Source organism: Corallococcus sp. M7 (assembly GCF_054512695.1).
Map to the genome: position 1 here is coordinate 9,758,522 of NZ_CM137252.1, position 22,577 is coordinate 9,781,098.

At 68.2% G+C, this 22,577-nt stretch carries 20 protein-coding genes; 7 read left to right on the forward strand and 13 right to left on the reverse strand.

What is annotated here, in order from left to right:
• Window positions 1-437: 437 nt before the first annotated feature.
• Together ACX114_RS39355 and def are read right to left on the reverse strand one after the other, a co-directional pair.
• Window positions 438-1,142 carry a sterol desaturase family protein gene (locus ACX114_RS39355; protein WP_459293118.1) on the reverse strand — a complete coding sequence of 235 codons (705 nt, stop codon included), beginning with the start codon at window positions 1,140-1,142 and terminating at the stop codon, window positions 438-440.
• Between the two features lie 3 nt (window positions 1,143-1,145).
• A complete protein-coding gene (gene def / locus ACX114_RS39360; protein ID WP_459293120.1) occupies window positions 1,146-1,685 on the reverse strand; it encodes a peptide deformylase in 540 nt (179 codons plus the stop codon).
• A gap of 58 nt (window positions 1,686-1,743) precedes the next feature.
• Here def and ACX114_RS39365 point away from each other — a divergent pair, with 58 nt between their 5' ends.
• The gene (locus tag ACX114_RS39365; protein ID WP_459293122.1) at window positions 1,744-2,226 is read left to right on the forward strand and encodes a nuclear transport factor 2 family protein; all 483 of its coding nucleotides are present in this window, start codon (window positions 1,744-1,746) and stop codon (window positions 2,224-2,226) included.
• Between the two features lies 1 nt (window position 2,227).
• Here ACX114_RS39365 and ACX114_RS39370 read toward each other — a convergent pair whose 3' ends face one another.
• The 6 genes from ACX114_RS39370 to ACX114_RS39395 form a co-directional block, all read right to left on the reverse strand.
• A complete protein-coding gene (locus ACX114_RS39370) occupies window positions 2,228-3,673 on the reverse strand; it encodes a hypothetical protein (protein ID WP_459293124.1) in 1,446 nt (481 codons plus the stop codon).
• 84 nt (window positions 3,674-3,757) lie between these two features.
• Entirely contained in the window at window positions 3,758-4,273 is a 516-nt protein-coding gene (locus tag ACX114_RS39375; protein ID WP_459293126.1) for a hypothetical protein, read from the reverse strand.
• Between the two features lie 54 nt (window positions 4,274-4,327).
• Window positions 4,328-4,945, reverse strand: a complete 618-nt coding sequence (locus ACX114_RS39380) for a DUF2378 family protein (RefSeq protein WP_459293128.1) — start codon at window positions 4,943-4,945, stop codon at window positions 4,328-4,330.
• A gap of 45 nt (window positions 4,946-4,990) precedes the next feature.
• Window positions 4,991-6,100, reverse strand: a complete 1,110-nt coding sequence (locus tag ACX114_RS39385; RefSeq protein WP_459300402.1) for a 3-oxoacyl-ACP synthase III family protein — start codon at window positions 6,098-6,100, stop codon at window positions 4,991-4,993.
• A gap of 513 nt (window positions 6,101-6,613) precedes the next feature.
• A complete protein-coding gene (locus ACX114_RS39390) occupies window positions 6,614-7,144 on the reverse strand; it encodes a hypothetical protein (RefSeq protein ID WP_459293130.1) in 531 nt (176 codons plus the stop codon).
• A gap of 131 nt (window positions 7,145-7,275) precedes the next feature.
• The gene (locus ACX114_RS39395; RefSeq protein WP_459293132.1) at window positions 7,276-7,893 is read right to left on the reverse strand and encodes a vegetative protein; all 618 of its coding nucleotides are present in this window, start codon (window positions 7,891-7,893) and stop codon (window positions 7,276-7,278) included.
• Between the two features lie 108 nt (window positions 7,894-8,001).
• Between ACX114_RS39395 and ACX114_RS39400 the strand changes: the two genes are divergently transcribed.
• Both ACX114_RS39400 and ACX114_RS39405 read left to right on the forward strand, forming a co-directional pair.
• Window positions 8,002-8,850, forward strand: a complete 849-nt coding sequence (locus tag ACX114_RS39400; protein WP_014400711.1) for an AAA family ATPase — start codon at window positions 8,002-8,004, stop codon at window positions 8,848-8,850.
• A 20-nt stretch (window positions 8,851-8,870) separates the two neighbouring features.
• Window positions 8,871-10,076 carry a vWA domain-containing protein gene (locus ACX114_RS39405; protein WP_206786689.1) on the forward strand — a complete coding sequence of 402 codons (1,206 nt, stop codon included), beginning with the start codon at window positions 8,871-8,873 and terminating at the stop codon, window positions 10,074-10,076.
• Here ACX114_RS39405 and ACX114_RS39410 read toward each other — a convergent pair whose 3' ends face one another.
• Genes ACX114_RS39410 through ACX114_RS39425 form a run of 4 tightly spaced genes read right to left on the reverse strand, consistent with a single transcriptional unit; the run spans window position 10,077 to window position 15,449 of the window.
• Window positions 10,077-11,474: a sigma-54-dependent transcriptional regulator gene (locus tag ACX114_RS39410; protein WP_459293134.1), complete on the reverse strand. Its 1,398-nt coding sequence runs from the start codon at window positions 11,472-11,474 to the stop codon at window positions 10,077-10,079.
• On the reverse strand, window positions 11,471-13,801 hold the full coding sequence (locus ACX114_RS39415) for a sensor histidine kinase (protein WP_459293136.1): 2,331 nt from the start codon (window positions 13,799-13,801) through the stop codon (window positions 11,471-11,473). The genes ACX114_RS39410 and ACX114_RS39415 overlap by 4 nt, the downstream gene beginning before the upstream one ends.
• Before the next feature lie 27 nt (window positions 13,802-13,828).
• A complete protein-coding gene (locus tag ACX114_RS39420; RefSeq protein WP_459293138.1) occupies window positions 13,829-14,728 on the reverse strand; it encodes a hypothetical protein in 900 nt (299 codons plus the stop codon).
• 4 nt (window positions 14,729-14,732) lie between these two features.
• Entirely contained in the window at window positions 14,733-15,449 is a 717-nt protein-coding gene (locus ACX114_RS39425) for a hypothetical protein (protein ID WP_459293140.1), read from the reverse strand.
• 584 nt (window positions 15,450-16,033) lie between these two features.
• Here ACX114_RS39425 and ACX114_RS39430 point away from each other — a divergent pair.
• The 4 genes from ACX114_RS39430 (at window position 16,034) to tkt (ending at window position 20,808) form a co-directional block, all read left to right on the forward strand.
• Window positions 16,034-16,189 (forward strand): hypothetical protein, encoded by a 156-nt coding sequence (locus tag ACX114_RS39430; protein ID WP_459293142.1) that lies wholly within the window; start codon window positions 16,034-16,036, stop codon window positions 16,187-16,189.
• Window positions 16,189-17,622, forward strand: a complete 1,434-nt coding sequence (locus ACX114_RS39435) for a hypothetical protein (RefSeq protein WP_459293144.1) — start codon at window positions 16,189-16,191, stop codon at window positions 17,620-17,622. Before ACX114_RS39430 ends, ACX114_RS39435 begins: the two co-directional genes overlap by 1 nt.
• A 69-nt stretch (window positions 17,623-17,691) precedes the next feature.
• Entirely contained in the window at window positions 17,692-18,636 is a 945-nt protein-coding gene (locus tag ACX114_RS39440) for an arginase family protein (protein WP_459293146.1), read from the forward strand.
• 114 nt (window positions 18,637-18,750) lie between these two features.
• Window positions 18,751-20,808 carry a transketolase gene (gene tkt, locus ACX114_RS39445; protein ID WP_459293148.1) on the forward strand — a complete coding sequence of 686 codons (2,058 nt, stop codon included), beginning with the start codon at window positions 18,751-18,753 and terminating at the stop codon, window positions 20,806-20,808.
• Between the two features lie 111 nt (window positions 20,809-20,919).
• On the opposite strand, the gene ACX114_RS39450 is transcribed toward tkt, so the two are convergent.
• Window positions 20,920-22,416: a hypothetical protein gene (locus tag ACX114_RS39450; protein WP_459293150.1), complete on the reverse strand. Its 1,497-nt coding sequence runs from the start codon at window positions 22,414-22,416 to the stop codon at window positions 20,920-20,922.
• Window positions 22,417-22,577 lie beyond the last annotated feature (161 nt).

Here is a 22,577-nt window from a genome sequence, read left to right on the forward strand (position 1 = left end):
GTTGACCGCCCTATTTCCTTGTCGGTGCTGCTCTCTCCACGAAGTACCTTCCGCGCCAGTGCGCGGGCTTCGTAGCGAGGGGCGCGGCTTGTACCACCACCGCATCCGCGATCAACCATTTTGGTGGCGACCGTTTGCTGCTTTCCGCCCTGCGTTCCGAGCTGCTTCGTTCGGATCCGGTCGAGCGGGGCGCGGCTTCTACCTCTTTGCCGCGTTCGGGATCAACAACCTTCGTCGATCCTTTTCTTCCCCCCGCGCTGACTTTCCGAGGCCCGGGGGCCAGCGGTTCGTTGCGCGGGGGTCCAGTCTCTAACGCTTCGGTTCGGCGACGTCAAACCCTGATTGATCCGGGCCTGATCATTCGCCCTCAGCCGCCGGGGATATGGGCACGCCGTTCCAAGGTGTGAACCCCCGGCTCCGGCTTTCTTCTTTCCCCGTCACTTCCCTCGGCGTGCTGCCTGCTCCTCGTCCAGTGGGGCGCGCCATCGTGTCCCGAAGAGCCCGTCCGCCAGAGGGAAGGTGATGTTGAAGTTGTGCCGGCCCATCCGGCTGGGATCGTGGTGCACCTGATGGTGGCGCCGAAGGAAGGAGACGCCGGGCAGCCGGGCGCTCCAGTGGTTGCCCGGCAGGTGCGTGGCGAAGTGCACCCATTCGTACGCCAGGTAGTAGCCGAGCGCCGTGGCGGCGAAGAGCCAGCCCGCGTTGGGGGAAATCAGCAGGAAGCAGAGCGCTCCGAGCGGGGCGGCGATGGCTCCCAGGAAGAAGAGGAGCAGCACCGGCGGGAAGAGCACCATCTTGAAGTCCCGGGGGGACTCGTAGGCCATCGCCTCGTGGGTGAAGAAGCGGTGGTGCTGGACGGTGTGCCGCTCGAACATCAGGCCCAGGCCCCGGGTGCGGTGGTGCATGGGGCCCCGGTGGCCGAGGAATTCGACGGTGTTCGCGAGCGCGATGACCGCGGGGACGCCGAGCAGCTCCCAGAGGCGGGGGGCCTCCACCTGGCTCAGCGCCAGGGCGATTCCGCCCAGGCAGACGAGGCTGGTGAAGGCGAAGTGGACCTGCCCCCGGTAGCCGGGCCCGATGGCCCGGCCCCGGTACTCCTCACGGAAGGCCTGGACCTTCTGGGGGACGGGGCGCGGGTCCATGCGTCAGGAGCGCTTCGGTCCCTTGTCTTCCGAGGGCTCTTCCTTCCGGCGCGCGAGCGACTTCTGCAGCTTCTTCATGCGGTCCAGGATGAGGGTGCGCTTCAGGCTGGAGAGGTGGTCCACGAAGACGTGGCCGTCCAGGTGGTCGATTTCGTGCTGGAGCACGTGCGCGAGCCGGCCGTCCGCCTCCAGCTCGTGCCACTGGGCCGTCTTGTCCTGGTAGCGGACCTTCACGCGCTCGACGCGGGGGCACTTCTCCCAGACGTCCGGCACGGAGAGGCAGCCCTCCTCGTACTTCACGCTCCCCTCCTTCGAGAGCATCTGGGGGTTCACGATTTCGAACTGGGTGCCGTCCTCGCGGCCGACGATGGCCACGCGAAGGGGGACCCCCACCTGGTTGGCCGCGATGCCGATGCCCTTGGCTTCCGCCATGGCCTCCGACATCTCCTGGAGGAGCGTTTCGAGCGCCGGGCCGAAGTCGGTCACGGGCTGGGTAGCGGTGGTGAGAACCTTGTGGGGCCAGATGACGATGTCGCGAGCCATGCGCGGACTCTGCCATGCGGCCCCTTCCATTGCTCGGCAGTTCCGCTAGACCGGCGGGATGCACCCGCACTCCCAGCTCATCACTGACTTCTATTCGGCCTTCCAGCGGCGCGACGCGGACGGCATGGCCGCCTGCTACCACCCGGACGTGGAGTTCAACGACGCCGTGTTCCAGGGCCTGCGCTACGCGGGGGCCACCTCCATGTGGCGCATGCTGCTGGAGCGCGGCAAGGACCTGGAGCTCGACTTCAGCCAGGTCCAGGCCGATGACCGCACCGGCAGCGTCCACTGGGATGCGCGCTACACCTTCAGCCAGACCGGCCGGAAGGTGCTCAATCGCATCGACGCGACCTTCGAGTTCAAGGACGGGAAGATTGTCCGCCACACCGACCGGTTCCCCTTCTGGACCTGGTCGCGGCAGGCGCTGGGGCCGGTGGGCTGGGCGCTTGGGTGGACTCCGCTCCTGCACAACAAGGTGCGCGCCCAGGCCGCCGCGGGCCTGCGCAAGTACATGAAGGAGCGCGGCGTTCAGGGGCCGTGACTCACTCCCTCACGTCGAGCGTCTTCAGCGTCACGGGCTCCTTGGGGCCCCGGCGTGACAGCGTTGCCTCGCAGCGCACCTGGCCCATCCAGTCCGTGTAGCGCAGCGACGCCCTACCGTCCGCGTGCAGCCAGAGCGTCGCGTGACCGTGGTTGCTCCGGTCCTGGCGCACGCCCGTCCATTCCGGGAAGCGCGGCCGGGATTCGAAGAAGCGGACCGGTGCCACCGGGTATTCCGGTGCGTCCCTGCGCTCGGAGGGAAAGCCTCCGTGGCCCAGGCTGGCGCCGAGGAAGGGCAGCCCTGGCGCGCGGTCGTAGAGCGCTCCGGCCTGGGCGCCTCCCCAGCACCAGAGGTCCACCCACTCACGCTCCACGACCAGGGGGCTCAGGTCCTCCGTCACCAGCGGGGCGAGCCGCTCCGCGTCCGGACCGTAGGGCGCGGCGTGGGTCAGCAGGATGTTCATCGCTCCGCGCCGGCGTCCCTCCGACAGGCGTTGCTCCAGCCATTGCAGCAGCGCGGGCTCGCGGTGGCGGTCCGCTTCGAACCACGCGGTGTCCAGGCCGATGAGCTGGAAGCGCTCCGAGGCGAGGCAGAAGTAGCTGCCCTCCTGCGGGTGACGGGAGCTCGCGCCCCGCCGCTCGTCCAGGTAGCGGAAGTAGGCGCCCGCGCCCGAGCGCATTTCCGGCGGCGCGTTCAGCGTCAGCAAGGCCGTCGTCCCGAGCAGCGGCTCCAGCGGCTCCGCCATGTGCGCGTCGAATTCGCCCTGACGGCCCGAATAGAAGACGCCGCCCAGGTGCACCGCGCAGTCCAGCCGCTCGCCGCGCATCACCAGTTGCCGGGCGATGTACCGGGAGGCGTATTCGCCCGTGCCGAAGTCCCCGAAGAGCGCCACCTCCACCGGATGACCGGGCTCCGGCTCCCGCAGCGGATAGACGAAGCGGCTCTTCGCTCCGAAGTGCCAGCGAAAGGGGGCCTGCCGCGCCGCCGCGCCCTGCTCCAACCAGACCGGGCCGCTGAACAACAGCCAGCCGCGCAGGTCCGCCCGCGGCTCGAAGCGCGTGCGCGTGGGGTCGATGGGGATCTCCTCCGTCCTCAGCGGGAAGGTGAAGTCCGCGGGCAGCCCTCCCGTCCCCTGACGGGCGTGGCGCTCCGTCGCGTCCAACTGCTCCTGGAGCTGGCCGGGGTCCGTGAAGAGCAGCTCGAGCTCCCGCAGCGCCTCCACGAACGCGCCCACCGTGACCTTCGCGCCCAGGCCCGTCTCCGTCCAGCGCAGCACGTCCTCCGGCTCCCGCAGGAAGGCGGACTTGAGCGCCTCCAGTTCCTCCGGACCGAGGAGGGGCAGGTCCGTGTCCTGCGGCGGCGGTGCCTCCGACGACTGCACGGGCCTTCCGCTCGCGGGCGGCCGATAGCCGAGCGATTCGTAGAGCGGATTCCACCTGCTTTCCATGCGTCCCCCTGGTGATGGCTTCGGATGCCCAGGGACGTATTCTCCCAGGCAACCCCGACATTCCTGCTCACCCTGGGGTGCTGCTCAGGGCCTGGCGGCGCCCGTGCCCTCCTTCCGGAAGGTGTAGAGCGTGTAGTGCGAGCCCGTGGCGAAGCCGGGCAGCTTGAGCGGGTTGAACACGCTCAGGTTCGTCATCACGCCGCCCACGAAGCCCGGTGGCACCTCCACCAGCTTGAGCGCGCCTCCCGCGAGCACCACGCCTGACTGGGGCTGGTCGTTGCTCACGAGCACGCACTCGCCCTGCGCGGTGAAGGCGCCCACCGGCAGGAGGAAGCGCGCGTAGAACGGGACCTGCGTGCCCGGGGTGAAGGCCCGGTCCGTCAGCCGGAAGCAGGCCGTGGCCGAGCCCACCCTTTCGTAGGTGCCGTCGCCCGCGGGCACGTAGAGGCCCGCGCCCAGCTTCACGGTGGGCGTGAAGGGCGCCGCCGCGCACACCGCTTCATCCGGTGGCGTCGCGGCGTCCTCCTGCGAGCGAAAGGCATACACCCACTCCGCGCCGGACTGCAGACGCACCGTCGCTGCCGCCTGTTGCTGGGACATGTCCAAACCCATCCTTCGTCGAGGACAGCGAGGACTGCGTGGGTCGTGCGCCGGTCACTGCCAGGACAGCGTGTACTCCGTGTCCACCGGGCCCGTCTGCCGGCCCTTCACCTGGACGCCTCGGGCACCGAGGGCCTCGATGACCGCCTGGAGCACGCCTTCGTGGTACGCGGGCGGCATGAAGTCCCGCTTCATCAGGAGCTTGCCCGCGCGCTCGCTGGTCCACTCCACGCTGCGCTCGCCGTAGCTCACCGCCGCGCGGTAGCCCGTGGGCAGGTTCGTCACCAGCCGCTTGGGGCTGTCACCCGCGAGCAGGAGCAGCGTCTTGCCCGCGGCCGACGACAGGAAGTCCGTGGTCGCCTGCGTGCCCATCTTGCGCAACATCGCGTCGAAGCCGCCCAGCTGCGGGCCCATCAGCTGCGCGCCCGTGAAGGACAGCTTCAGGAAGCCCGCCACCGGGTAGTTGAAGAAGTCCACGAACTTCTTCTCCAGCACCGCCGCCAGGCACTTCTCCACCGCGGCGTCGCCGCCCAGGATGCGCACCGCGTTCAGCGCGCCGTTGAAGAACATGCCTCGGGCCGTGTCGTCGGGGGTCGCCAGGGCCAGGCGCTTCTCCAGGTCCTGGGCAATGGCCGGCTCCAGGACCGTGACTTCCTTGCGCTGCTCACTCATAGAGGGGGGAATCTCCGGGGGGGAGGAGATGAACACCCGTGCGCACTACAGCCGCACGAGCTGGGCCCCATAATGGACGTTGGCTCCGACGGCCGCCACCACCACCAGGTCCCCACTGCCGAGTGCGACACGACCCTGCTCCAGGTCGTCCGCCAGGAGAATCAGCATCCCGGCCGCGGACGTATTGCCAATGCGATCCACGTTGCAGGCCACGGCCTCCTTCGGCAGGCCCGCACGGGCCACGAACGAGTCCATCACCCGCTTGTTGGGCTGGTGGAAGTAGTAGCGCTTCACCTGTTCACGCACCGTGGGGGTGAGCACCGCGTCCAGGCACTTCTGCATGTACTCCGGGTAGCTGCGCGCGACCTTGAAGCCGTCCACCACGAAGGCCATCTCGGACGGGCGCGTGCGGCCCGGCTGGTAGGGCAGCTTCAGCATGCCGCCGCCCCGGCGCGACACGAGCTCCGCGTACGCGTTGCCGGAGAACGAGGAGAGGATGCCCGGACCGTCCTCGTCACCCTCCTGCTTGCGCAGCACCACCGCGCCCGCGCCATCTCCGAAGACATACATGGACAGGTAGGCGTTGAGCGCCTTGGGGCGGCCCGGCGTGGGCGGCAGCTCGTCCGTGTAGACCTCGCGGTTGAGCAGCGGCGAGGTGAAAGCCGAAGCCACCACCGCCACCGTGCGGAAGCGGCCGCCTTCCATCATCTTGCGTACCAGGTCCAGCACGTAGGGCGTGCCGCCGCAGCCGTCGTCCACCACCAGCGCGAAGGCGTCCTCGCGCAGGCCCAGCCGCTCGTGCAGCGCCATGGCGTCGTGGTTGAAGTGCGGCGCGTCCGGGGTGCACGTCACCACGAAGAGCGCGTCCAGCTCCTTCGCCTCCACGCCGCCGCGGGAGAGGGCCTGGCGCAGCGACACCTCGCACATGTCCGTGTTCGTCGCCGGGTAGAAGCGCCCCAGCACGTCGTCCGGCGGCGGGATGGCGCGGCCCGTCTCGTCGTCGAAGTCCCAGAGGAAGCGGCGCTCCTTGATGCCAATCTTCTCTTCGATGCGGGCGGCCGACCAGCCGGGGATCGCCTTCGCGATCCGCTCGTTGGAGATGGTCCGTGCTGGGACGAACGAACCCGCTCCCACCACACACACCCGTTCGGTCATTTCCATGGCCTCGCGATTTCACAGCCTTGCCGGACGGGATGGATTCCCTGGCCTGGGTGCATAGAGCACGTTCCAGGCCACCTCCTAAGCCCTTGGAAAGACGGAGTTCCGGCTCCTGAATGCTTCACTCATGAAGTACAGGCCAGGACAGAACCGCCCCAGAGGCCTGTGAAATCCGCAGGATGCGGAATGTTTCAGAAGTGAAGCCATCGACGTGGAATGAATCACACGCGACGTGTCAATTCACCACTAGTGGACACCGGAAAGACTCACGGTGTCTGTCTTTGGTCCGGCCCTGTCAATGGCCCTCGCGTCGGCAAGGGTCCGCCGCCCCCTGCCGGGCGGGCGGTGGACTGACGACAAGCCCGCCGCGCCTCCCCCCCTTTGCCAGCAGGTCGCTCCGAGCCCGGACCGCACTACGGAGGACGCGGAAAATCGGATTTCGGCCACCCGGCCGCGCCGAATTTCTCTTCGGATATTGCGCGGGGCGGGGCCGAGTGGATCGCGCCCCTTTTAGAAGGGGATGTTGTCGTCGTCGCCGGGAGGCGGGATGTCGCCGTCGTCCGGCGGGTTGCCGTAGCCGTAGCCACCACCCCGGCCACCACCACTACCGCGCGCGGGGGCCTCGCCACCGCCGCCCTCACCGCGCTGCCGGGCAATCTCCGCCTCGATGGCGGCCAGGAGCTGGCGCTCCTTGTCGTGCCAGCGCGACTTGCTGGGGTCCGCCAGGGAACGGCGCGCGCCGTTGGCGTAGAACTCGAGGTCCTGGAGGCTGGCGCCGTAGACGGGGGCGCCCTTGCTGCGGCCGTAGTTGGGCAGAAGCGTGCCGTCGCCACCACCACCACCACCACCGGACGGGGCGCCCGAGGACGCGGGACGGCGATACGCCGGGGCCGACGCCGCGACGGGCGTGGCGCTCATGGACAGCTCGCCCAGTTGCAGCGTGAAGCCTTCGCCGTTCCTGTACGCCGTGCCCACCCGGACCTGCTCCACCGAACCGTCGGGACGGCGGACCGCGACGGTGACTGGATATTGCTCGCTCATGGGGCCGGGATTCACACCGCCAGGGCCCACATGTCAATCGAAGGAAGCAAGCCGTGTCGGGCCCGAGGCACGCACGGCGGGCCGCTCGGGGCGACCCGCCACGCGGGGAGGCGCGCGGACGACGTCCTCCGTCAGGTCAGCGACACCATGCCGCCGCTGGAGCCCTTCTTGCGCACCCACGCCTTGGGCTTGGGCGGCGCCGCGGGCGCGGCCGGCTTCGCGGCTTCCTTCAGCGCCTGGCTGCCCGCGCGACCGCGCGGCAGCGTGACGTCCGGGACCGACTGCGGCTTCGCGCCATCCACCCACGCGTCCGGGCGGCGGCCCGTGCGGATGAGCAGGCGCAGCTTCTGGTAGTGCGCCGAGCAGTAGCCCTTGGAGCGGCTCTGGCGCTTGCAGCCGATGACGGCGCAGGCCTCGTTGCCTTCCGCGGCGGCGGCCTTGGGCGGACGGCCCGGAGACTTCGCGGCGGGCGCCTTCACGGGCGCGGCCTTCGCGGCCGGCGTCTTCGCGGCGGGCGCGGCCTTCGCGGCGGGCGCGGACTTCGGCGGACGGCCCGGACGGCGGCGGGCCACCGGCTCCGGCGCCAGCGTGGGCGTGCGCACGCCCGCCACGGCTCCCAGGCGGCTGGACAGCGGCGCCAGGCGGTCGGTCACCGCGCGCAGCGCATCCAACGCATCCAGCCCCTTGGCCATACGGGCCACGGCCTTCTGAACGGGAGCCAGTTGCAGTTGCAACTCGCGGCGGACCATGTCGCGAAGTTCGGTTTCAAGGGAAAGTGGGGCCATGTGGGGCAGGATATACACCCAACCGCCTGGGGAGGGATGGAAACATTCCCCAGGATGTTAAAGGAACCATCCATGACTCCGGTTCCCACTCCTGTTCGCTTCCGCGGCACCGACTCCTACCTCACGAGCGAGGGCCTGCAGGCGGCCGTCAATTGCGCCCTCACGCTCCAGCGCCCCCTGCTGGTCAAGGGCGAGCCCGGCACGGGCAAGACGCTGCTGGCGGAAGCGATTGCCCAGGGACTGGGATTGAAGCTGCTCACCTGGCACGTGAAGAGCACCACTCGCGCGCAGGACGGCTTGTATGTCTACGACACCGTGCAGCGGTTGTATGACTCGCGCTTCGGGGACGGGGACGTGCGAGACATCCGGCGATACATCCGCATGGGTCCGCTGGGCGAGGCGTTCGCTTCTCCGGAGCGCGTGGTGTTGCTCATCGACGAGGTGGACAAGGCGGACCTGGAGTTCCCCAACGACCTGCTCCACGAGTTGGACCGGATGCGCTTCCGCATCTCCGAGACCAACGACGAGGTCGTGGCGAAGCACCGCCCCGTGGTGCTCATCACCAGCAACAACGAGAAGGAATTGCCTGACGCGTTCCTGCGCCGGTGCGTGTTCCACTTCATCGACTTCCCGGAGCGCGAGCTCATGCAGCGCATCGTGGACGTGCACCACCCGGGGCTGGACTCCGCGCTGGCGGACCAGGCGCTCAAGGTCTTCTACGAGCTGCGCGCGATGACACGCCTGCGCAAGCGGCCGTCCACGAGCGAGCTCATCGACTGGATTTCGGTGCTCAAGGCCAACGGCGTGGTGGAGCTGAAGCTGGAGGAGCAGCTGCCGTTCCTGGGCGCGCTGCTCAAGAAGGAGCAGGACCTGGTGGCGGTGGCGGAAGCCTTCGGCCGCGGCCGGCGGACGCGCGCTTAAGGCAGCACGGAGGCCACGCCATGTTCCTGCCGTTCTTCTACGAGCTGCGAAAGCGCGGGGTGAAGGTGGGCGCGCAGGAGGCGCTCGCCCTGGCCGGGGCGCTGAAGGCCGGGCTGCATGACAGCAGCCTGGATGGGTTCTACCACGTGGCTCGCGCGCTCCTGGTCCACTCGGAGACGCAGCTGGATGCCTTTGACCAGGCGTTCCTGTCCCACTTCCAGGGCGTCGCCTCCGACGCGCTGAAGCTCACCGAGGAGCTGCTGTCCTGGCTGGAGGAGGCGAAGGAGCGCACCGACCTGAGCCCGGAGGAGCTGGCGCTCCTGGAGCAGTGGGACCCGGAGGAGCTGCGGCGGCAGTTGGAGCAGCGGCTGAAGGAGCAGACCGAGCGCCACGACGGCGGAACGCGCTGGGTGGGCACGGGCGGCGCGTCTGCCTTTGGCAACAATGGCGCGGCCCGGCAGGGCGTGCGCATTGGCGGCACGGGTGGACGTCAGGGCCAGGCGCTGTGGCAGGCCGGGGCGCGCAAGTACGCGGGCTACCGCGACGACCTGGTGCTGGACACGCGGCAGATGGCGGTGGCGCTGCGCAAGCTGCGGGCCTTCGCGCGCGAAGGCGTGGCGGAGGAGCTGGACGTGGACGAGAGCATCGCCGCCACCGCGAAGAACGCGGGTGAGCTGGAGGTGGTGACGCGTCCGCCGCGCAGGCCCAACACGCGCGTGGTGTTGTGCATGGACGTGGGCGGGTCCATGGACCCGTACGCGCACCTGGTGAGCCGGCTGTTCAGCGTCGCCAGCCAGGCCACGCACTTCAAGGAACTGCGCACCTACTACTTCCACAACTGCGTCTACGGGAAGCTGTACGCCACGCCGCAGCTCACCGGTGGCATCACGGTGCCGGAGCTCACCGCGCAGGTGGGAAGGCATCACAAGCTGGTGATGGTGGGCGATGCGTCCATGGCCCCGTATGAGCTGGGCATCCGCACGGATGCCAATGGCCAGTACCGCCAGGAGGGGCTGGAAGGGCTCACGTGGCTGATGCAACTGGCGCAGCACTTCGAGCGCAACGTGTGGCTCAACCCGGAGCCTCGTGGGTCGTGGCGCTCGGGGACCATCGCGGTCATCGCCAATGTGTTCCCCATGTTCGCCCTCACCGTGGAGGGGCTGGGTGAGGCGGTGAACCACCTCACCCGGGGGAAGACGCCCCGGGGCGCGATGGCTCGCCGGTAATCATTGCTCCGGGCCGGAGAGGGGGTCGTCCTCCTTCCGGCCCAGGCGCCGCTCGATGGCCTTGCGGTGCACGCCCAGCAGTCTCGCGGCGGCGCTCTTGTTGCCCTCGGCGAGCGACATGGCTTCGGTGATCATCGCCTGCTCCAGGCGCTCCAGCTTGTCTCCCGCGTCGGGCATCCGCAGCAGCGTTCGCACGAGTTCCTTCATGGGGTCCTCACGTGAGCCCCCCTGCTTGGGACGACCGGGCAATCCGGCGAGGACCTCGGGCGTGATTTCGTCCGTTTCGGCGAACACCGCCAACCGGTCCACGAGGTTGCGCAGCTCACGCACGTTGCCGGGCCAGGCCATCCGCGTGAGCTGGTCCACGGCTTCGGAGGAGAAGCGCAGGGGCCGCCGCTGCTGCTGGACGAAGTGTGCGAGCAGCGCCGGGATGTCCTCGCGCCGCTCCTCCAACGATGGCACCCGGACCTCCAGCACGTTGAGCCGGAAGTAGAGGTCCTCGCGGAACTTCCGCTGCCGCACCAGCTCCTCCAGGTCCGCGTGCGTCGCGGCCGCCACCCGGCCCTGGAAGGCCTGCTCCGCCGTCGCTCCGATGGGACGGAAGTGCCCGGCCTCCAGCACTCGCAGCAGCTTGGCCTGGAGGCTCAGCGGCAGCTCCGCGATTTCGTCCAGGAAGAGCGTCCCCTGCCCTACGGCCTTCATCAGGCCGTCCTGCCTCCGGTCCGCTCCGGTGAAGGCCCCCCGCTCGTGGCCGAAGAGCTGTGACTCCATGAGCTGTTCGGGGATGGCGCCACAGTTGATCTCCAGGAGCGGCGCGTCCGGCCTGGGTCCCAGGGCGTGCAGCGCTCGGACCGCGCCTTCCTTTCCGGCGCCCGTGGGGCCCAGGACGAGGACGGGGCGGTCCGATAGCGCCACCCGGCGCACCAGGGACAACAGGCGCTGGTGCGCGGCGGAGCTTCCCACCATCCCTGGCATCCGCTGGGCGCCTTCGCGCGCGCGGAGGACCTGCACCTCCTGCTCCAACTTCCGCCGGTCCCGCAGTCCTTCGAGGATGGGGACGATGAGCTCCGCGCAAAGGTCGTCCTTGAGGACATAGTCGTAGGAGCCCAGGCGCATCGCGGTGCGGATCTCCGCCATCTCGCTGGAGGCGGTGACGACGATGGGGACCGTACTCGTGCGCTTGCGGATCTCCTCGATGAGGATGAGCCCGTCGCGGTTGCGTGAGTCCGCGCTCAGGCGGATGTCCACCAGCGCCACGTCGATGGGCTCCTCGGAGAGACACCTTCGCGCCTCGTCGAGACTGGCTGCCTCCCGGAACTCCAGGCCCGCCATGGAGGACAGCACCGTCGTGAGGACCCGCCGTGCGCTGCGCTGGTCGTCGATGATGAGGATCTTCATGCACTCTCCAGCGAACGGGGGTCCGCGAGGCGGTGGGCGTGGATGCGGAAGCAGGTGCGCCCCTGCTCGCGATGGACGGCGATGTTCCAGCCGAAGCGCCGCACGATTCGCTGCGTGACGGACAGGCCCAGGCCCAGCCCTTCCTTGCGCGTCGTCACCCAGGGGTCGAACAGCGTGTCCTTCGCGGCATCCGGGATGCCCGGGCCCGAGTCCCAGACCTCCAGGAGCTGCTCCGGGCCCTCCTCCCAGGCACGCACTCCCATCTGTCCGCCGTCCCCCGCGGCCTGGACGGCGTTGCGCAGGAGGTTGGCGAAGAGCTGCACCATGGCGTCAGGCTCCGCCAACAGTTGCAGCGATTCGGGGACGTCGACCGTGACGTGGATGCGCCTTGCCTGGACCTGATCCCGGATGAGGTCCAGGGCGCGGCGGGCTCGGGGCAGCACCGCCACCGGCTCCACGCGCGGCGGTGGCAGCGACAGCCGGCGCAGGGATCCGAGCATGCGCTCCAGCCGCTCAATCTCCTCCCGGCCGATGTCGACGTCCTCGGCTTCCAGTGGCTGGGATTGGCCTCCCTGGCGGAGCAGGTGGCGGAAGAAGTTCAGCGGATAGGCGATCTCGTGGGAGATCTCCGCGCTCAGCACCGCGAGGGCGAGCCGCTTCTCCTCGTGCGCCGCGCCCACCTGCGCCTGGCGGAGCACGTCGAGTTCCTGGAGGACCTGGGCATTGTGCAGCGCGACTCCGCCCAGGCTGGCGATGGTGTGGAGCAGCTCCAGGTCCGCGTTCGTGTAGAGCGCGGCCTGATGCTTGGGGGCCAGCAGCAAGACGCCTCGCAGCTCTCCGGATGAGCGCATGGGGACGAGGAGCTTCCGGTGCCAGGGGCCCTCCTGCGTCCACAGGTGTTCGCCGGATTGAAGGGTGGCCAGCGCGTCCTCGGGCAGGTGCTCCACCGTCGACCCTTCTCCCAGGTCGAGGACCTGGACCTGCCCCGTGGGCAACCAGCGCCGGACGACTCGCTCCAGCGTGTCCCGGAGGGCACCGGATTCACGTGGCGCGGACAGCTCGTCGCTGAGCTGTTCGACGGTGGGACGGAACTGGAGGGTGGCGGGGAAGAAGAGTCGGACCACGAGCGGTCTGCCGAGCAAGACCAGGGCCAGGAAGGTGGCGAACGCGACCAGCAGCGGCAGCGCCTGCGACACCGTGGAGACATCCAGGAACCGCCGCGTCGCGAGCCAGGCGAACGAGGCCGCGAGCAGTCCCGCCAGCACCAGGGGAATGGCCAGCAGGCGCCGCGTGAGCACCGCGGTCACCGCCAGCACGTTGTGCCGGATGAGGCCGTAGCCGATGGACAAGGGCAGCAGCGCGATGAAGCAGGGCACCACCAGGTAGAAGCCCCGGCCGGAGAACACAATCACCGCGAGCACGACCGGGAGCGCGGCGAGTCCCCAGGCCGCCGCGAGCAGCTCCGCCCGCGCGCGTCCGGTGCTGCCCTTGAGGCGGACGAGAATGGCCACACCGCAGACCAGCAGCGAGCCCTGGGACGCGACGTCCACCCAGTGGCGGACCCGGGCCGTGTCCAGGCCCAGGCCTGGCGCGATGAGGAGCCACGCCGCCGCGAGCACGGCCGCCACCGCCAGCAGCCACAGCGCGGTCAGCCAGAAGCGACGCAAGCGCACGGGCCGCTCCGGGAAGGCGTAACCCAGCCACACGCTGCCCACCGCCGTCCCCAAGCGCGACAGGATGAAGAGCGGCATGAAGGTGGCTTGCGTGTGGTAGTCGAACAGCGTGAGCAGGAAGACATGGCTGGAGATGCACAGCACGCCGTAGGCCAACGCTCCGTCCCTCCGACCCGCGAGCAGCAACACCAGCAGGCCGGACCACAGCAGGAAGCCGCCCACCAGGGCGTAGACCCCGAAGAGGAACAGGCCTTCTTCCACTCCGAAGTGGCGCAGGGGCTGGTTCAGGGTGAGGCGTTCGCCCCCTCGCCGGAGGAACGTCAGCGCCACGTGCGTGCGGCCCTGACGTTCGGCCTCCTGAACACAGATGCGCAGCTGCGTTCCGGGCAGGCCTGACTTCGCGACGTCTCCGTCTACCGGAGTGCCCTCGCAGGCCACGAGGAGGTCCGGGTGGCGCAAGGGCATCCGGCGGCCCTCGCTCCACGTGGGCAGGTAGACGGAGGAGAAGGCTCCGTAGGGATCCACCAGCAGCGATGCGAAGGGGGTGCCGAGCGTGGTCGACACCCGCCATGCCACTGCCGCGCTCAGCCCCACGCCCAGGACAGCGAGGAGGAGGACGGTCCACCACCGGCTGCGCGTCACGCCAGACGTCATGTCCCCGGGCTCCTTGCCCCTGCGGGTTCATGGGTTCGTGACGGCGGGCCCCCCATAGAGCTGTGTCACGGCCGCCACCAAGGCGAGAGCGCTCATCTCCGCCTGGAGTGACGACTTCCCGGAATGGGATTCATCCAGGGAACGTGCGCGTTCCGCAAGCCAGGCGCCCAGTTCGTGGAAGCCGCCTTCGCGCGCTACGGCCGCCCCGAGCCGGGCCACCCCGGGCGCGGTCCGCAGCAGGCCTCGGGGTGGATGGCCCAGGGCCTCCGGGAAGCCGATGCCGTGGAGCCGGGCGTCCTCGTCCGCGTCGAGGGCGTCATCGAGACACTGGGAGCTGAGCAGGAGCAGGTCGAAGGCGCGGCGGAACGTGGGCAGCCGCGCGGGGTCGCCGTGGGCGAGCAGGAGACAGAAGGCGCTGGTCCCCAGCCAGGAGACCTTCTGGCTCACGAGGCAGGCGTACTGGGCCATGGACAGCCTGCGGCGGGACAGCAGGGCCTTCTCGTTGGACACGGCCTCGGCCCAGTCCTCCAGGGCCGCCTTGATGGCCTCGGTCGCGAGGACTTCGTTTCCGGTCGCGTCCGTCAGGGATTGCAGCCACTGGTCGAACAGGGCCTGACGGAGCCGGGGCCACTCGGGGCGCTGTGGGACCTGGCCGTCGTCGAGCCGGTCGATGAGGAGCCCGAAGAAACCTCCGCGGTGGTGGGCGCGGAGGTAGCGGGCTTGGAGCTCTGGGGTGAGTGCGGGGCCCTGGCGCTCCGCTGCGTAGGCCGGGAGCTGCTGGAAGGGGGCCAGGGCGCTGTAGTCGTCCCAGCCTCCTTCGGGGTGCGCGGTCAGGCCCAGGTGGAAGGGGAGCTCCTTCGCGAAGGGCTGGAGGTCCGTGGGCAGCGCTTCGAGCGTGGCTGTGTATTCGAGGTCGCTGGGGCCCATGGGGTCAGTAGCACTTTCCTCCCTCAGGCATTCCAGGTGCGATGCATACGCCTCCTCCCTCGTAGGGTTCCAAGTCGCTCATACGTGAATCCCTGAGAAAAACAGCCATCTGACCAAGCAGCTCAGGATCAAACTCAAGCGAAACAATTGAACCATCCTCCTCGCCCACCAACCGATAATCATTATAAAGCAAGCCAAGAATAGCCTCAATAGCTCTCGGCTGCTTTCTCAAAGCCGCCATCTTCAAAGCATGAAGGTAGTTATGCGAAAGATGCCGGTCCCTGCCCGCAAACAAGCGGAAATAGATGGAAGCCAGCTCATGCGGCCCTACTTTCACGACCTCCCTAGTCCCAGGCGCATGTGGCAACTCTCCATCACCGAGCACAACAACACGCAATTTCGCAAACGCAGGATCAGTAAATGCGGTTTTCAATCCACCCCACTGCTTCTCACTCAACTCATACTTCACAGTCCCGTCTCGAACAGGGCCCGGGTTTATCTCAGCAAGCAAGCTATTAACCCGTGAAAGCGCCGCAGCATCGCCGCCTGGATCCCCAATAGCATTGCAGATTTCCCTAAGCTTCCCCGTCAGCTCGCGCATTCCCGTAGCAGGGGGCTTCGTGAAGATCTGACCATAAACAATTCTTAAAGACTCTCGCTCGTACTCCTTAACGGGAAGATTCGATTTCGATTCTCGTTGTTCACGCCCATCTTCCGACATGTACTTTCCTCCTCGAAGGATTGACGTCCTGAATAGACGGCCCATCGGGCATCAAGCATTCAAGCAACAGGCGTGCCTTTGCGTCCAGACACGGGCACATGACTGCCTCTAGGACGTAGCGCCTGTCTGGAGTGGACGAATCCGTCCACCTTGGTCAGGAAGCTGGCCGGATTCGGCCAATGCCTCGCGGCCTTGCCCTGGCGCACGGGCGGCATGTGACTTGCTCAACAGCGAGTCCTGTCAGGCCGACGCCGGGCTTCGCGGCTCCGCGTCCGGCTGGACCCGACCACAAGGAGAGGCACATGGCGAGTTCACCGAAGACGCGCAAGCGTTCGGGTTTGCGAAAGCAGGGAACCGGTACGCGCGCAAAGACTGGAAAGGTTCCGACAAAGAAGCGTACGGCAACAGCTGACAAGGCGCTGCTCGCGTTCAACGACACCGCAACCCGCCGCGTAGTGCTTTCGATGCCAACGGGCGAGGGAGGTACGGGGGGAAGCGTGTTCCGGCGGCGTCCAAACTCCGACGAACTGGTCGAGACTGATGTGACCGTCCGTCGCGGAGCGTCACACCCCCTGGAGAAGCGCTTGAAGCCTGGCCGCTACTACTACCAGATCAACTCTGGCATCGGAGACGGCAAGTTCACGCTCACCGCGAAGAACCTCGAGAACGGGCATGAGTGCGCGCGCGAGGAGCTTGAGGGTGTGCGGCCCGGCCTGGTCTTCGACTTCGAGGTCTGCTGATGCGAACGCTCCTTACCTCCATTGCACTGGCCTTGGGCTTGCTGGCCTCGGTGACGGCATCCGCCGGAAGCGACACGAAGGACGACGCGTCTCGCTTCGCGCCGCCGCGGCTCGAGCTGAAGGCAAATTCGAGCGGCGATGCCGAGTTCCTGGTCGCTCCCGGATGGCTCTTCGCGAGCAAGAACACGATGGTTGACTGGGTACCCCGGCTGGAGTTCACGGCCAAGACGTCCAAGGGTGTCGCATCCCTCCTGTCGATTGAAGAGGGTGACCTGGGTGACGCGGGCGAGTGGACGGTCGGCGCGTCACTGACCGTCCGCGACATGGAGATCAGCGACGAGGACGAAGGTGCCCAGCTCCTTCAACCGGTTCGTCAAGCCGCCTACAAAGAATGCTCGAGGATGTGTCGCGCCGAAGCGCAGCGGACGGACGAGGACAAGAAGTTCTGCGCCCTCCGCCAAAAGCATGTCCAGGCCGAGCTCCGCGAATGGCTGGAGGAGCAATCCGCCCCTCTCACCTCTGACCGCTTCTGCGACGCCAAGCGGGAGGCGGTGGCACATGCAGAGGCCAACCATCGAGCCAACAGGATCACGACCGAAGAGCTCAACCAGGTGAAGACGGAGGCACTCAACGTCTGCCTGACGCCGTGTTCCGATCCCACCGCGGCGCCCGAAGCCCGGGAGTACTGCTCGGCGACGGTGTTCGCCGGCAAGCCTATCGAGATCGACGCCGCCAGTGTCGGCCGGCAGAACATGTGCTCCGCTGGCCAGTTGAAGTTCGATGAGTTCTACAAGGCGAATCCCTGGTTGGTTGCGCGATATCCGCACAAGCAACTGAATGTCGGCGCCCGGTTCGGTGATGCGACGGTGAAGTACCTGGGCGGCGAGTCCACGGCCCTGGAGCTGAACAGCGATCACGCGTTCACCTGGTCATCGGGGGCGACGGGCTCTTGGCTGTTGGGGCGCGGCCAACGCGTCATGCCCATCGAGGGCATCCTCACGGTGGGCCGGACCGTCGAAGCACAGGACAAGGCGCGATGGTGTGTTCCATCCGGCACCGTGGTCTCCGACGATGTCCCCAGCGCACCCGCCGAGGTGTGTAACGAAGCACCTCTCGGCGCACCTGACTTCCCCACCAAGCTGCGACTTGGGCTGTATGCCGGGTACTTCAACGAGTTCGCCAACAGCTGGCGCATTTCCGCGGGTGTCGATGCGCGCCTTCCCCTCGGACGGGGAACCCGGTCGGTGTCCGTGGTGATGCCCATCTGGTTCAACGCCTCGAACGCCAGTGCCGAGTACAAAGGGCTGTTCCGAGTGCTCCCCTCCGTCAATTGGAGCAAGGCACCCGACAAGGAGACAGAGGTCACGTTCACCGTCTCGCTCGAGGTGCTCACACAGCCCACGATGTTCACCGAGCGGTTCGACGCGATTTGAGTGCCCTGCCGGACCTGCTCCCCCTGCTGAATCCAGGCGAGTAGGCCGCGATGGCGGTATCTCTTCCCCATGTTCCCGCCCATCAGCGTCCTGGATGCGCCTTCCAACCTGGGCCTGCGGCCCGCTTCCCCAGGTGCGATTCCGGGCGTGTACCGGCTGCCCCAGGCCCTGCGCGCGCAGGGCATCGTGGCGCGGCTGGGCGCGGAGGACGCGGGTGTCGTCACGCCTCCTCCGTACTCCCCCGACGCGGAGCCGGACATCGGCTTCCGCAACGGCGCGGCGCTGGGCCGCTACAGCGTGGCGCTCGCGGACCGCGTCGGCGCGCTGCGGGCCCTGGGACGGTTCGTGCTCTTGCTGGGCGGGGATTGCAGCGTGCTCGTGGGCTCATCGCTTGCGCTGCGGCGGGCCGGGGCGCATGGGCTGGCGTTCATCGACGCGCATGATGACTTCTCCTACGTGAAGGACCGTGCCCGCCTGGCGGGCTGGTTCACCGCGGCGGGACTGGACCTGGCGCTGGCCACCGGACATGGCCCCGATGCCCTGTGCGACCTGGAGGGCCTCAAGCCCTACCTGCGCGAAGAGGACGTCGTGCACCTGGGCCTGTCCCGCACCGCCGAGGACACCGCCGAGTGCGCGGTGCACGAGTTCGACACCTCGCGCATCGCTTCGCTGCCGCTCATCGCCATCCGCGAGCGCGGCGCGAAGGCCGTGGGCGACGAGGCCCGCTCCCGGCTGGAGGCACGAGGACTTCCGGGCTTCTGGATCCACGTGGACGCGGACGTGCTGGACCTGCGCGTCATGCCCGCCGTGGACTCACCGAACCCGGACGGGCTGCGCCTGGAGGAGTTGACCGCGCTGCTGGCGCCCCTGCTCGCGAGCCCCCAGGCGGTGGGCCTGGAACTCACCATTCTGGACCCTGACCTGGACCCGGAGGGCCACTGCGCCCGGGCCTTCACCGACGCCGTGGTCGCGGCGTTCGTCCAGAGCGGGCGCATTCCCGGAAAAACGCCCTGAGGTCCCCCGCCCGGCCGTCGGTGTGCCTGCCGACGGACGGGCGCGTTTGGTGCGGCGCGGCGGCTCCAGTTACGGCATGGTGCGCCCGCGACGCAGTCCTGCGCGGGAGGCCGCATGACGACCGAGAAAATCGATACCCAGGCAATCAACACCATCCGCACGCTGTCCATGGACGCGGTGGAGAAGGCCCATTCCGGCCACCCGGGCGCGCCCATGGCGCTGGCTCCCGTGGCCTACCAGCTGTGGCAGCAGGAGCTGAGATACGACCCGGCCACGCCCAACTGGCCGGACCGCGACCGCTTCATCCTGTCCAATGGCCACGCGTCCATGCTGCTCTACAGCCTGCTGCACCTGGCCGGCGTGAAGCGCGTGAAGGACGCCAAGGTCCTGGACGTGCCGGCCGTGTCCCTGGACGACATCCGCAACTTCCGCCAGCTGGACTCCGCCACCCCCGGCCACCCGGAGTACCACTGGACCACCGGCGTGGAGACCACCACCGGCCCCCTGGGCGCCGGCGTCTCCAACAGCGTGGGCATGGCCATCGCCAGCAAGTGGCTGGGCGCCCACTTCAACAAGCCCGGCTTCGACCTGTTCACCCATGACGTCTACGCCCTCTGCGGCGACGGCGACATGATGGAGGGCGTCGCGTCCGAGGCCGCGTCGCTCGCGGGCCACCTCCAGCTGCCCAACCTGTGCTGGATCTACGACAGCAACCACATCTCCATCGACGGCAGCACCAACCTGGCCTTCACGGAAGACGTGGGCCGCCGCTTCGAGGGCTACGGCTGGCGCGTGCTCAAGGTCACCGACGCCAACGACCTGGACGCGCTGTCCAAGGCCTACAAGTCCTTCAAGGACGAGCGCGGCAAGCCCACGCTCATCATCGTCAACTCGTTCATCGGCTTCGGCTCGCCCAAGAAGCAGGGCTCCGCCAGCGCGCACGGCGAGCCCCTGGGCGCCGACGAAATCAAGGCCACCAAGAAGGCCTACGGCTGGCCCGAGGACGCGCAGTTCCTGGTCCCCGACGGCGTGCAGCAGCGCTTCCAGGAGCGCCTGGGCGCTCGCGGCAAGGGCCTGCGCGAGGCGTGGGACAAGTCGCTCGCGGACTACCGCAAGCAGCACCCGGAGCTGGCCCGTGAGCTGGACGCGCTGCTCAAGCGCGAGCTGCCCGAGGGCTGGGACAAGGAGCTGCCGGTGTTCCCCGCGGACGCGAAGGGCATGGCCACCCGTGAGTCCGGCGGCAAGGTGCTCAACGCGCTGGCGAAGAACTACCCGTGGCTCGTGGGCGGCTCCGCGGACCTGAACCCGTCCACGAAGACGTACATCTCCAGCTCCACGTCCATCAAGCCGGGCGAGTACTCGGGCCGCAACATCCACTTCGGGGTGCGCGAGCACGCGATGGGCTCCGTGGTCAACGGCCTCAACCTGAGCCACGTGCGCGGCTACGGCGCCACGTTCCTCATCTTCAGTGACTACGAGCGCCCCTCCATGCGCCTGTCGTCCCTGATGGAGATTCCGTCCATCCACATCTTCACGCACGACTCCATTGGCCTGGGCGAGGACGGCCCCACGCACCAGCCGGTGGAGCAGCTGATGTCCCTGCGCGCGGTGCCGGGCAACATCGTGCTGCGCCCCGGCGACGCCAACGAGGTGACCGAGGCGTGGCGCTACATCGCGCAGCAGCAGCACCACCCGGTGGTGCTCGTGCTGTCGCGCCAGCCGGTGCCCACGCTGGACCGCACGAAGTTCGCTCCCGCTTCCGGCGTGGCCAAGGGCGCGTACACGCTGCTGGAGGCGGAGGGCGGCACGCCGGACGTCATCCTCATCGGCACGGGCACGGAGGTGGCGCTGGTGGTGGAGGCCGCGGAGAAGCTCAAGGCGGAGGGCGTGAAGGCCCGCGTGGTGAGCATGCCTTCGTGGGAGCTGTTCGAGCAGCAGCCCCAGGACTACCAGGACAGCGTGCTGCCCCCGGGCGTGAAGGCTCGCGTCGCGGTGGAGAAGGGCGCGGCGTTCGGCTGGGAGCGCTGGACGGGCCACACGGGCAGCGTCATCGGCATGCGCAGCTTCGGTGCCTCCGCCCCCATCAAGGCGCTCCAGCAGAAGTTCGGCTTCACCGTGGAGAACGTGGTGAAGGAGGCGCACGCCACCATCGCCAAGGCGAAGAAGCACTGACGCGCCTGTAGAAAAGAGAAGTGCCCCGGACCCTCCCCCGAAGGTCCGGGGCACCTCTGACTTCCAATCCCCCTACTTCAATCCCCCCGACTTCATCCCCCCCACTTCACCTCAGGCCGCGAAGAACACGGGGCGCGTGGGGCGCGGGTTGCTGACGAACTTCATCTCGTTGATCATCTTCTTGAAGTCCTTCTGGTCGATGCCCGTGGAGCCCTGGGCCTGCGCGCGGGTGGCGTACTTCTCGTAGGTGTCGACCACCTTCTTCGCCTCCGGCGTGAGGCGGTCGTAGTTCTGGCGCGCCCACTTCATCGTGTCGGTGAACTCGGTGCCGGCCGCCTGGCCGTCCAGGTCGCCCGCGCCCTTCTCGATGGCGGCGGTCAGGTCGTTGCCGGAGATCTTCCCCTTCTTGGAGTCCAGGCCCTCCAGCGCGTCGCGCATGGAGCTGTCGTGGAAGGTCTTGAAGCCCTCCATCTTCTTGAACATGGCGTCCGTCTCCTTCTGGGTCATGCCGTCCTTGCCGGCCTTCTTCGCGGCCTGCTGGTAGGTCTTCAGGACCTCCTTGGCCTCGGGCGTGAGGCGGCTCTCGTTCTTCGCGGCCCACTTCTCGAACTCCTTCAGCTCGGAGGTGGTGGAGTGGGCGTCCTTGTCGGAGATGCCGTCCTTGATGGCCTTGGTGAGGTCCTCGCCGGAGATGGGGCCCTGCTCCTTGTCGAGCGCCTCCGTGGCCTTGCGGGCGCTCACGTCACCGGCGCCCACCTTGGTCAGCTCCTTGTTGAGGGCGGCGGTCTCCTTGTCCGTGAGGCCGGTGCGGCCCTGGGCCTGCGCGGCCTTGGCGTGCTTGCGGTAGACGTCCAGGACCTCCTTGGCCTCCGGGGACAGGCGGCTCTCGTTCTTGGAGGCCCACTTCTCGAACTCCTTCAGCTCCGCGCCGCCGGCCTGGCCGTCGTGGTCCGCGGTGCCGTTCTTGATGGCGCGGGCCATGTCCTGGCCGGAGACCGTGCCGCCGTGGGTCTTGCTGTCCAGGTTGGCGAGCGCCTTCTTCGCGCTGGCGTCACCCACGTCGCGCATCTCCGCGAGCATCTTCTTGAAGTCGCCCTGGGGGATGCCGGACTCGCCGCGTGACTGGGAGAGCGCCGCGTACTTGCTGTAGATGTCCATCACCTGGCGGGCTTCCGGGGTGAGGCGCTCGCGGTTGTTGGCGGCCCAGTCCGCGACGGCGCGGTACTCACCGGAGGCGGCCTGGCCGTCCAGGTCACCGACCGCGGCCTCGATGCTGTCCGCGAACTGCTCCGCGCCGATGGAGCCGGAGGTCTGGTTCAGCTTGTTCATCTCCACCATGGCGCCCAGGTCCTTGGGCTGCCAGTTGTCGCGCGGGCCCCAGCAGCCGTGGCCCTGCGTGGAGAAGCCGTCGCCCAGGTGGGAGTGGCGGGACTGGAGGTCCTGGAGCTGCGACTTCAGGCCTTCCATCTGCGACTTCATGTTGTTGATGGTGGCCTTCATCTCCGCCGCCTGCTTCGCCGGGGACGAGGTGCCGCGCAGGACGGCGAGCTGCTTGTCGTTGACGGACGCCTTGTTGATGTTCGCGGTGACGGTGGCCTTGATGGTCATTTTTGATCTCCGGGTGGAGCGGCTTCCGTTGCGGAAGCGGTCATGCCGGGACCTATTGCGCGCGTCGTGCCAGCCCGCCGGGCCAGCACACCCTGAAGGATTCCGTGGGGTTACGCGGCGATGACGCAAAATCCGGGGTGGTGACAACAGTCACCAGCGGT

Coding starts and splice junctions, on each gene's coding strand:
- ACX114_RS39355 (WP_459293118.1), bottom strand. CDS start 1,142: ATGGACCCGCGCCCCGTCCCCCAGAAGGTCCAGGCCTTCCGTGAGGAG.
- def (WP_459293120.1), bottom strand. CDS start 1,685: ATGGCTCGCGACATCGTCATCTGGCCCCACAAGGTTCTCACCACCGCT.
- ACX114_RS39365 (WP_459293122.1), top strand. CDS start 1,744: ATGCACCCGCACTCCCAGCTCATCACTGACTTCTATTCGGCCTTCCAG.
- ACX114_RS39370 (WP_459293124.1), bottom strand. CDS start 3,673: ATGGAAAGCAGGTGGAATCCGCTCTACGAATCGCTCGGCTATCGGCCG.
- ACX114_RS39375 (WP_459293126.1), bottom strand. CDS start 4,273: ATGTCCCAGCAACAGGCGGCAGCGACGGTGCGTCTGCAGTCCGGCGCG.
- ACX114_RS39380 (WP_459293128.1), bottom strand. CDS start 4,945: ATGAGTGAGCAGCGCAAGGAAGTCACGGTCCTGGAGCCGGCCATTGCC.
- ACX114_RS39385 (WP_459300402.1), bottom strand. CDS start 6,100: ATGACCGAACGGGTGTGTGTGGTGGGAGCGGGTTCGTTCGTCCCAGCA.
- ACX114_RS39390 (WP_459293130.1), bottom strand. CDS start 7,144: ATGAGCGAGCAATATCCAGTCACCGTCGCGGTCCGCCGTCCCGACGGT.
- ACX114_RS39395 (WP_459293132.1), bottom strand. CDS start 7,893: ATGGTCCGCCGCGAGTTGCAACTGCAACTGGCTCCCGTTCAGAAGGCC.
- ACX114_RS39400 (WP_014400711.1), top strand. CDS start 8,002: ATGACTCCGGTTCCCACTCCTGTTCGCTTCCGCGGCACCGACTCCTAC.
- ACX114_RS39405 (WP_206786689.1), top strand. CDS start 8,871: ATGTTCCTGCCGTTCTTCTACGAGCTGCGAAAGCGCGGGGTGAAGGTG.
- ACX114_RS39410 (WP_459293134.1), bottom strand. CDS start 11,474: ATGAAGATCCTCATCATCGACGACCAGCGCAGCGCACGGCGGGTCCTC.
- ACX114_RS39415 (WP_459293136.1), bottom strand. CDS start 13,801: ATGACGTCTGGCGTGACGCGCAGCCGGTGGTGGACCGTCCTCCTCCTC.
- ACX114_RS39420 (WP_459293138.1), bottom strand. CDS start 14,728: ATGGGCCCCAGCGACCTCGAATACACAGCCACGCTCGAAGCGCTGCCC.
- ACX114_RS39425 (WP_459293140.1), bottom strand. CDS start 15,449: ATGTCGGAAGATGGGCGTGAACAACGAGAATCGAAATCGAATCTTCCC.
- ACX114_RS39435 (WP_459293144.1), top strand. CDS start 16,189: ATGCGAACGCTCCTTACCTCCATTGCACTGGCCTTGGGCTTGCTGGCC.
- ACX114_RS39440 (WP_459293146.1), top strand. CDS start 17,692: ATGTTCCCGCCCATCAGCGTCCTGGATGCGCCTTCCAACCTGGGCCTG.
- tkt (WP_459293148.1), top strand. CDS start 18,751: ATGACGACCGAGAAAATCGATACCCAGGCAATCAACACCATCCGCACG.
- ACX114_RS39450 (WP_459293150.1), bottom strand. CDS start 22,416: ATGACCATCAAGGCCACCGTCACCGCGAACATCAACAAGGCGTCCGTC.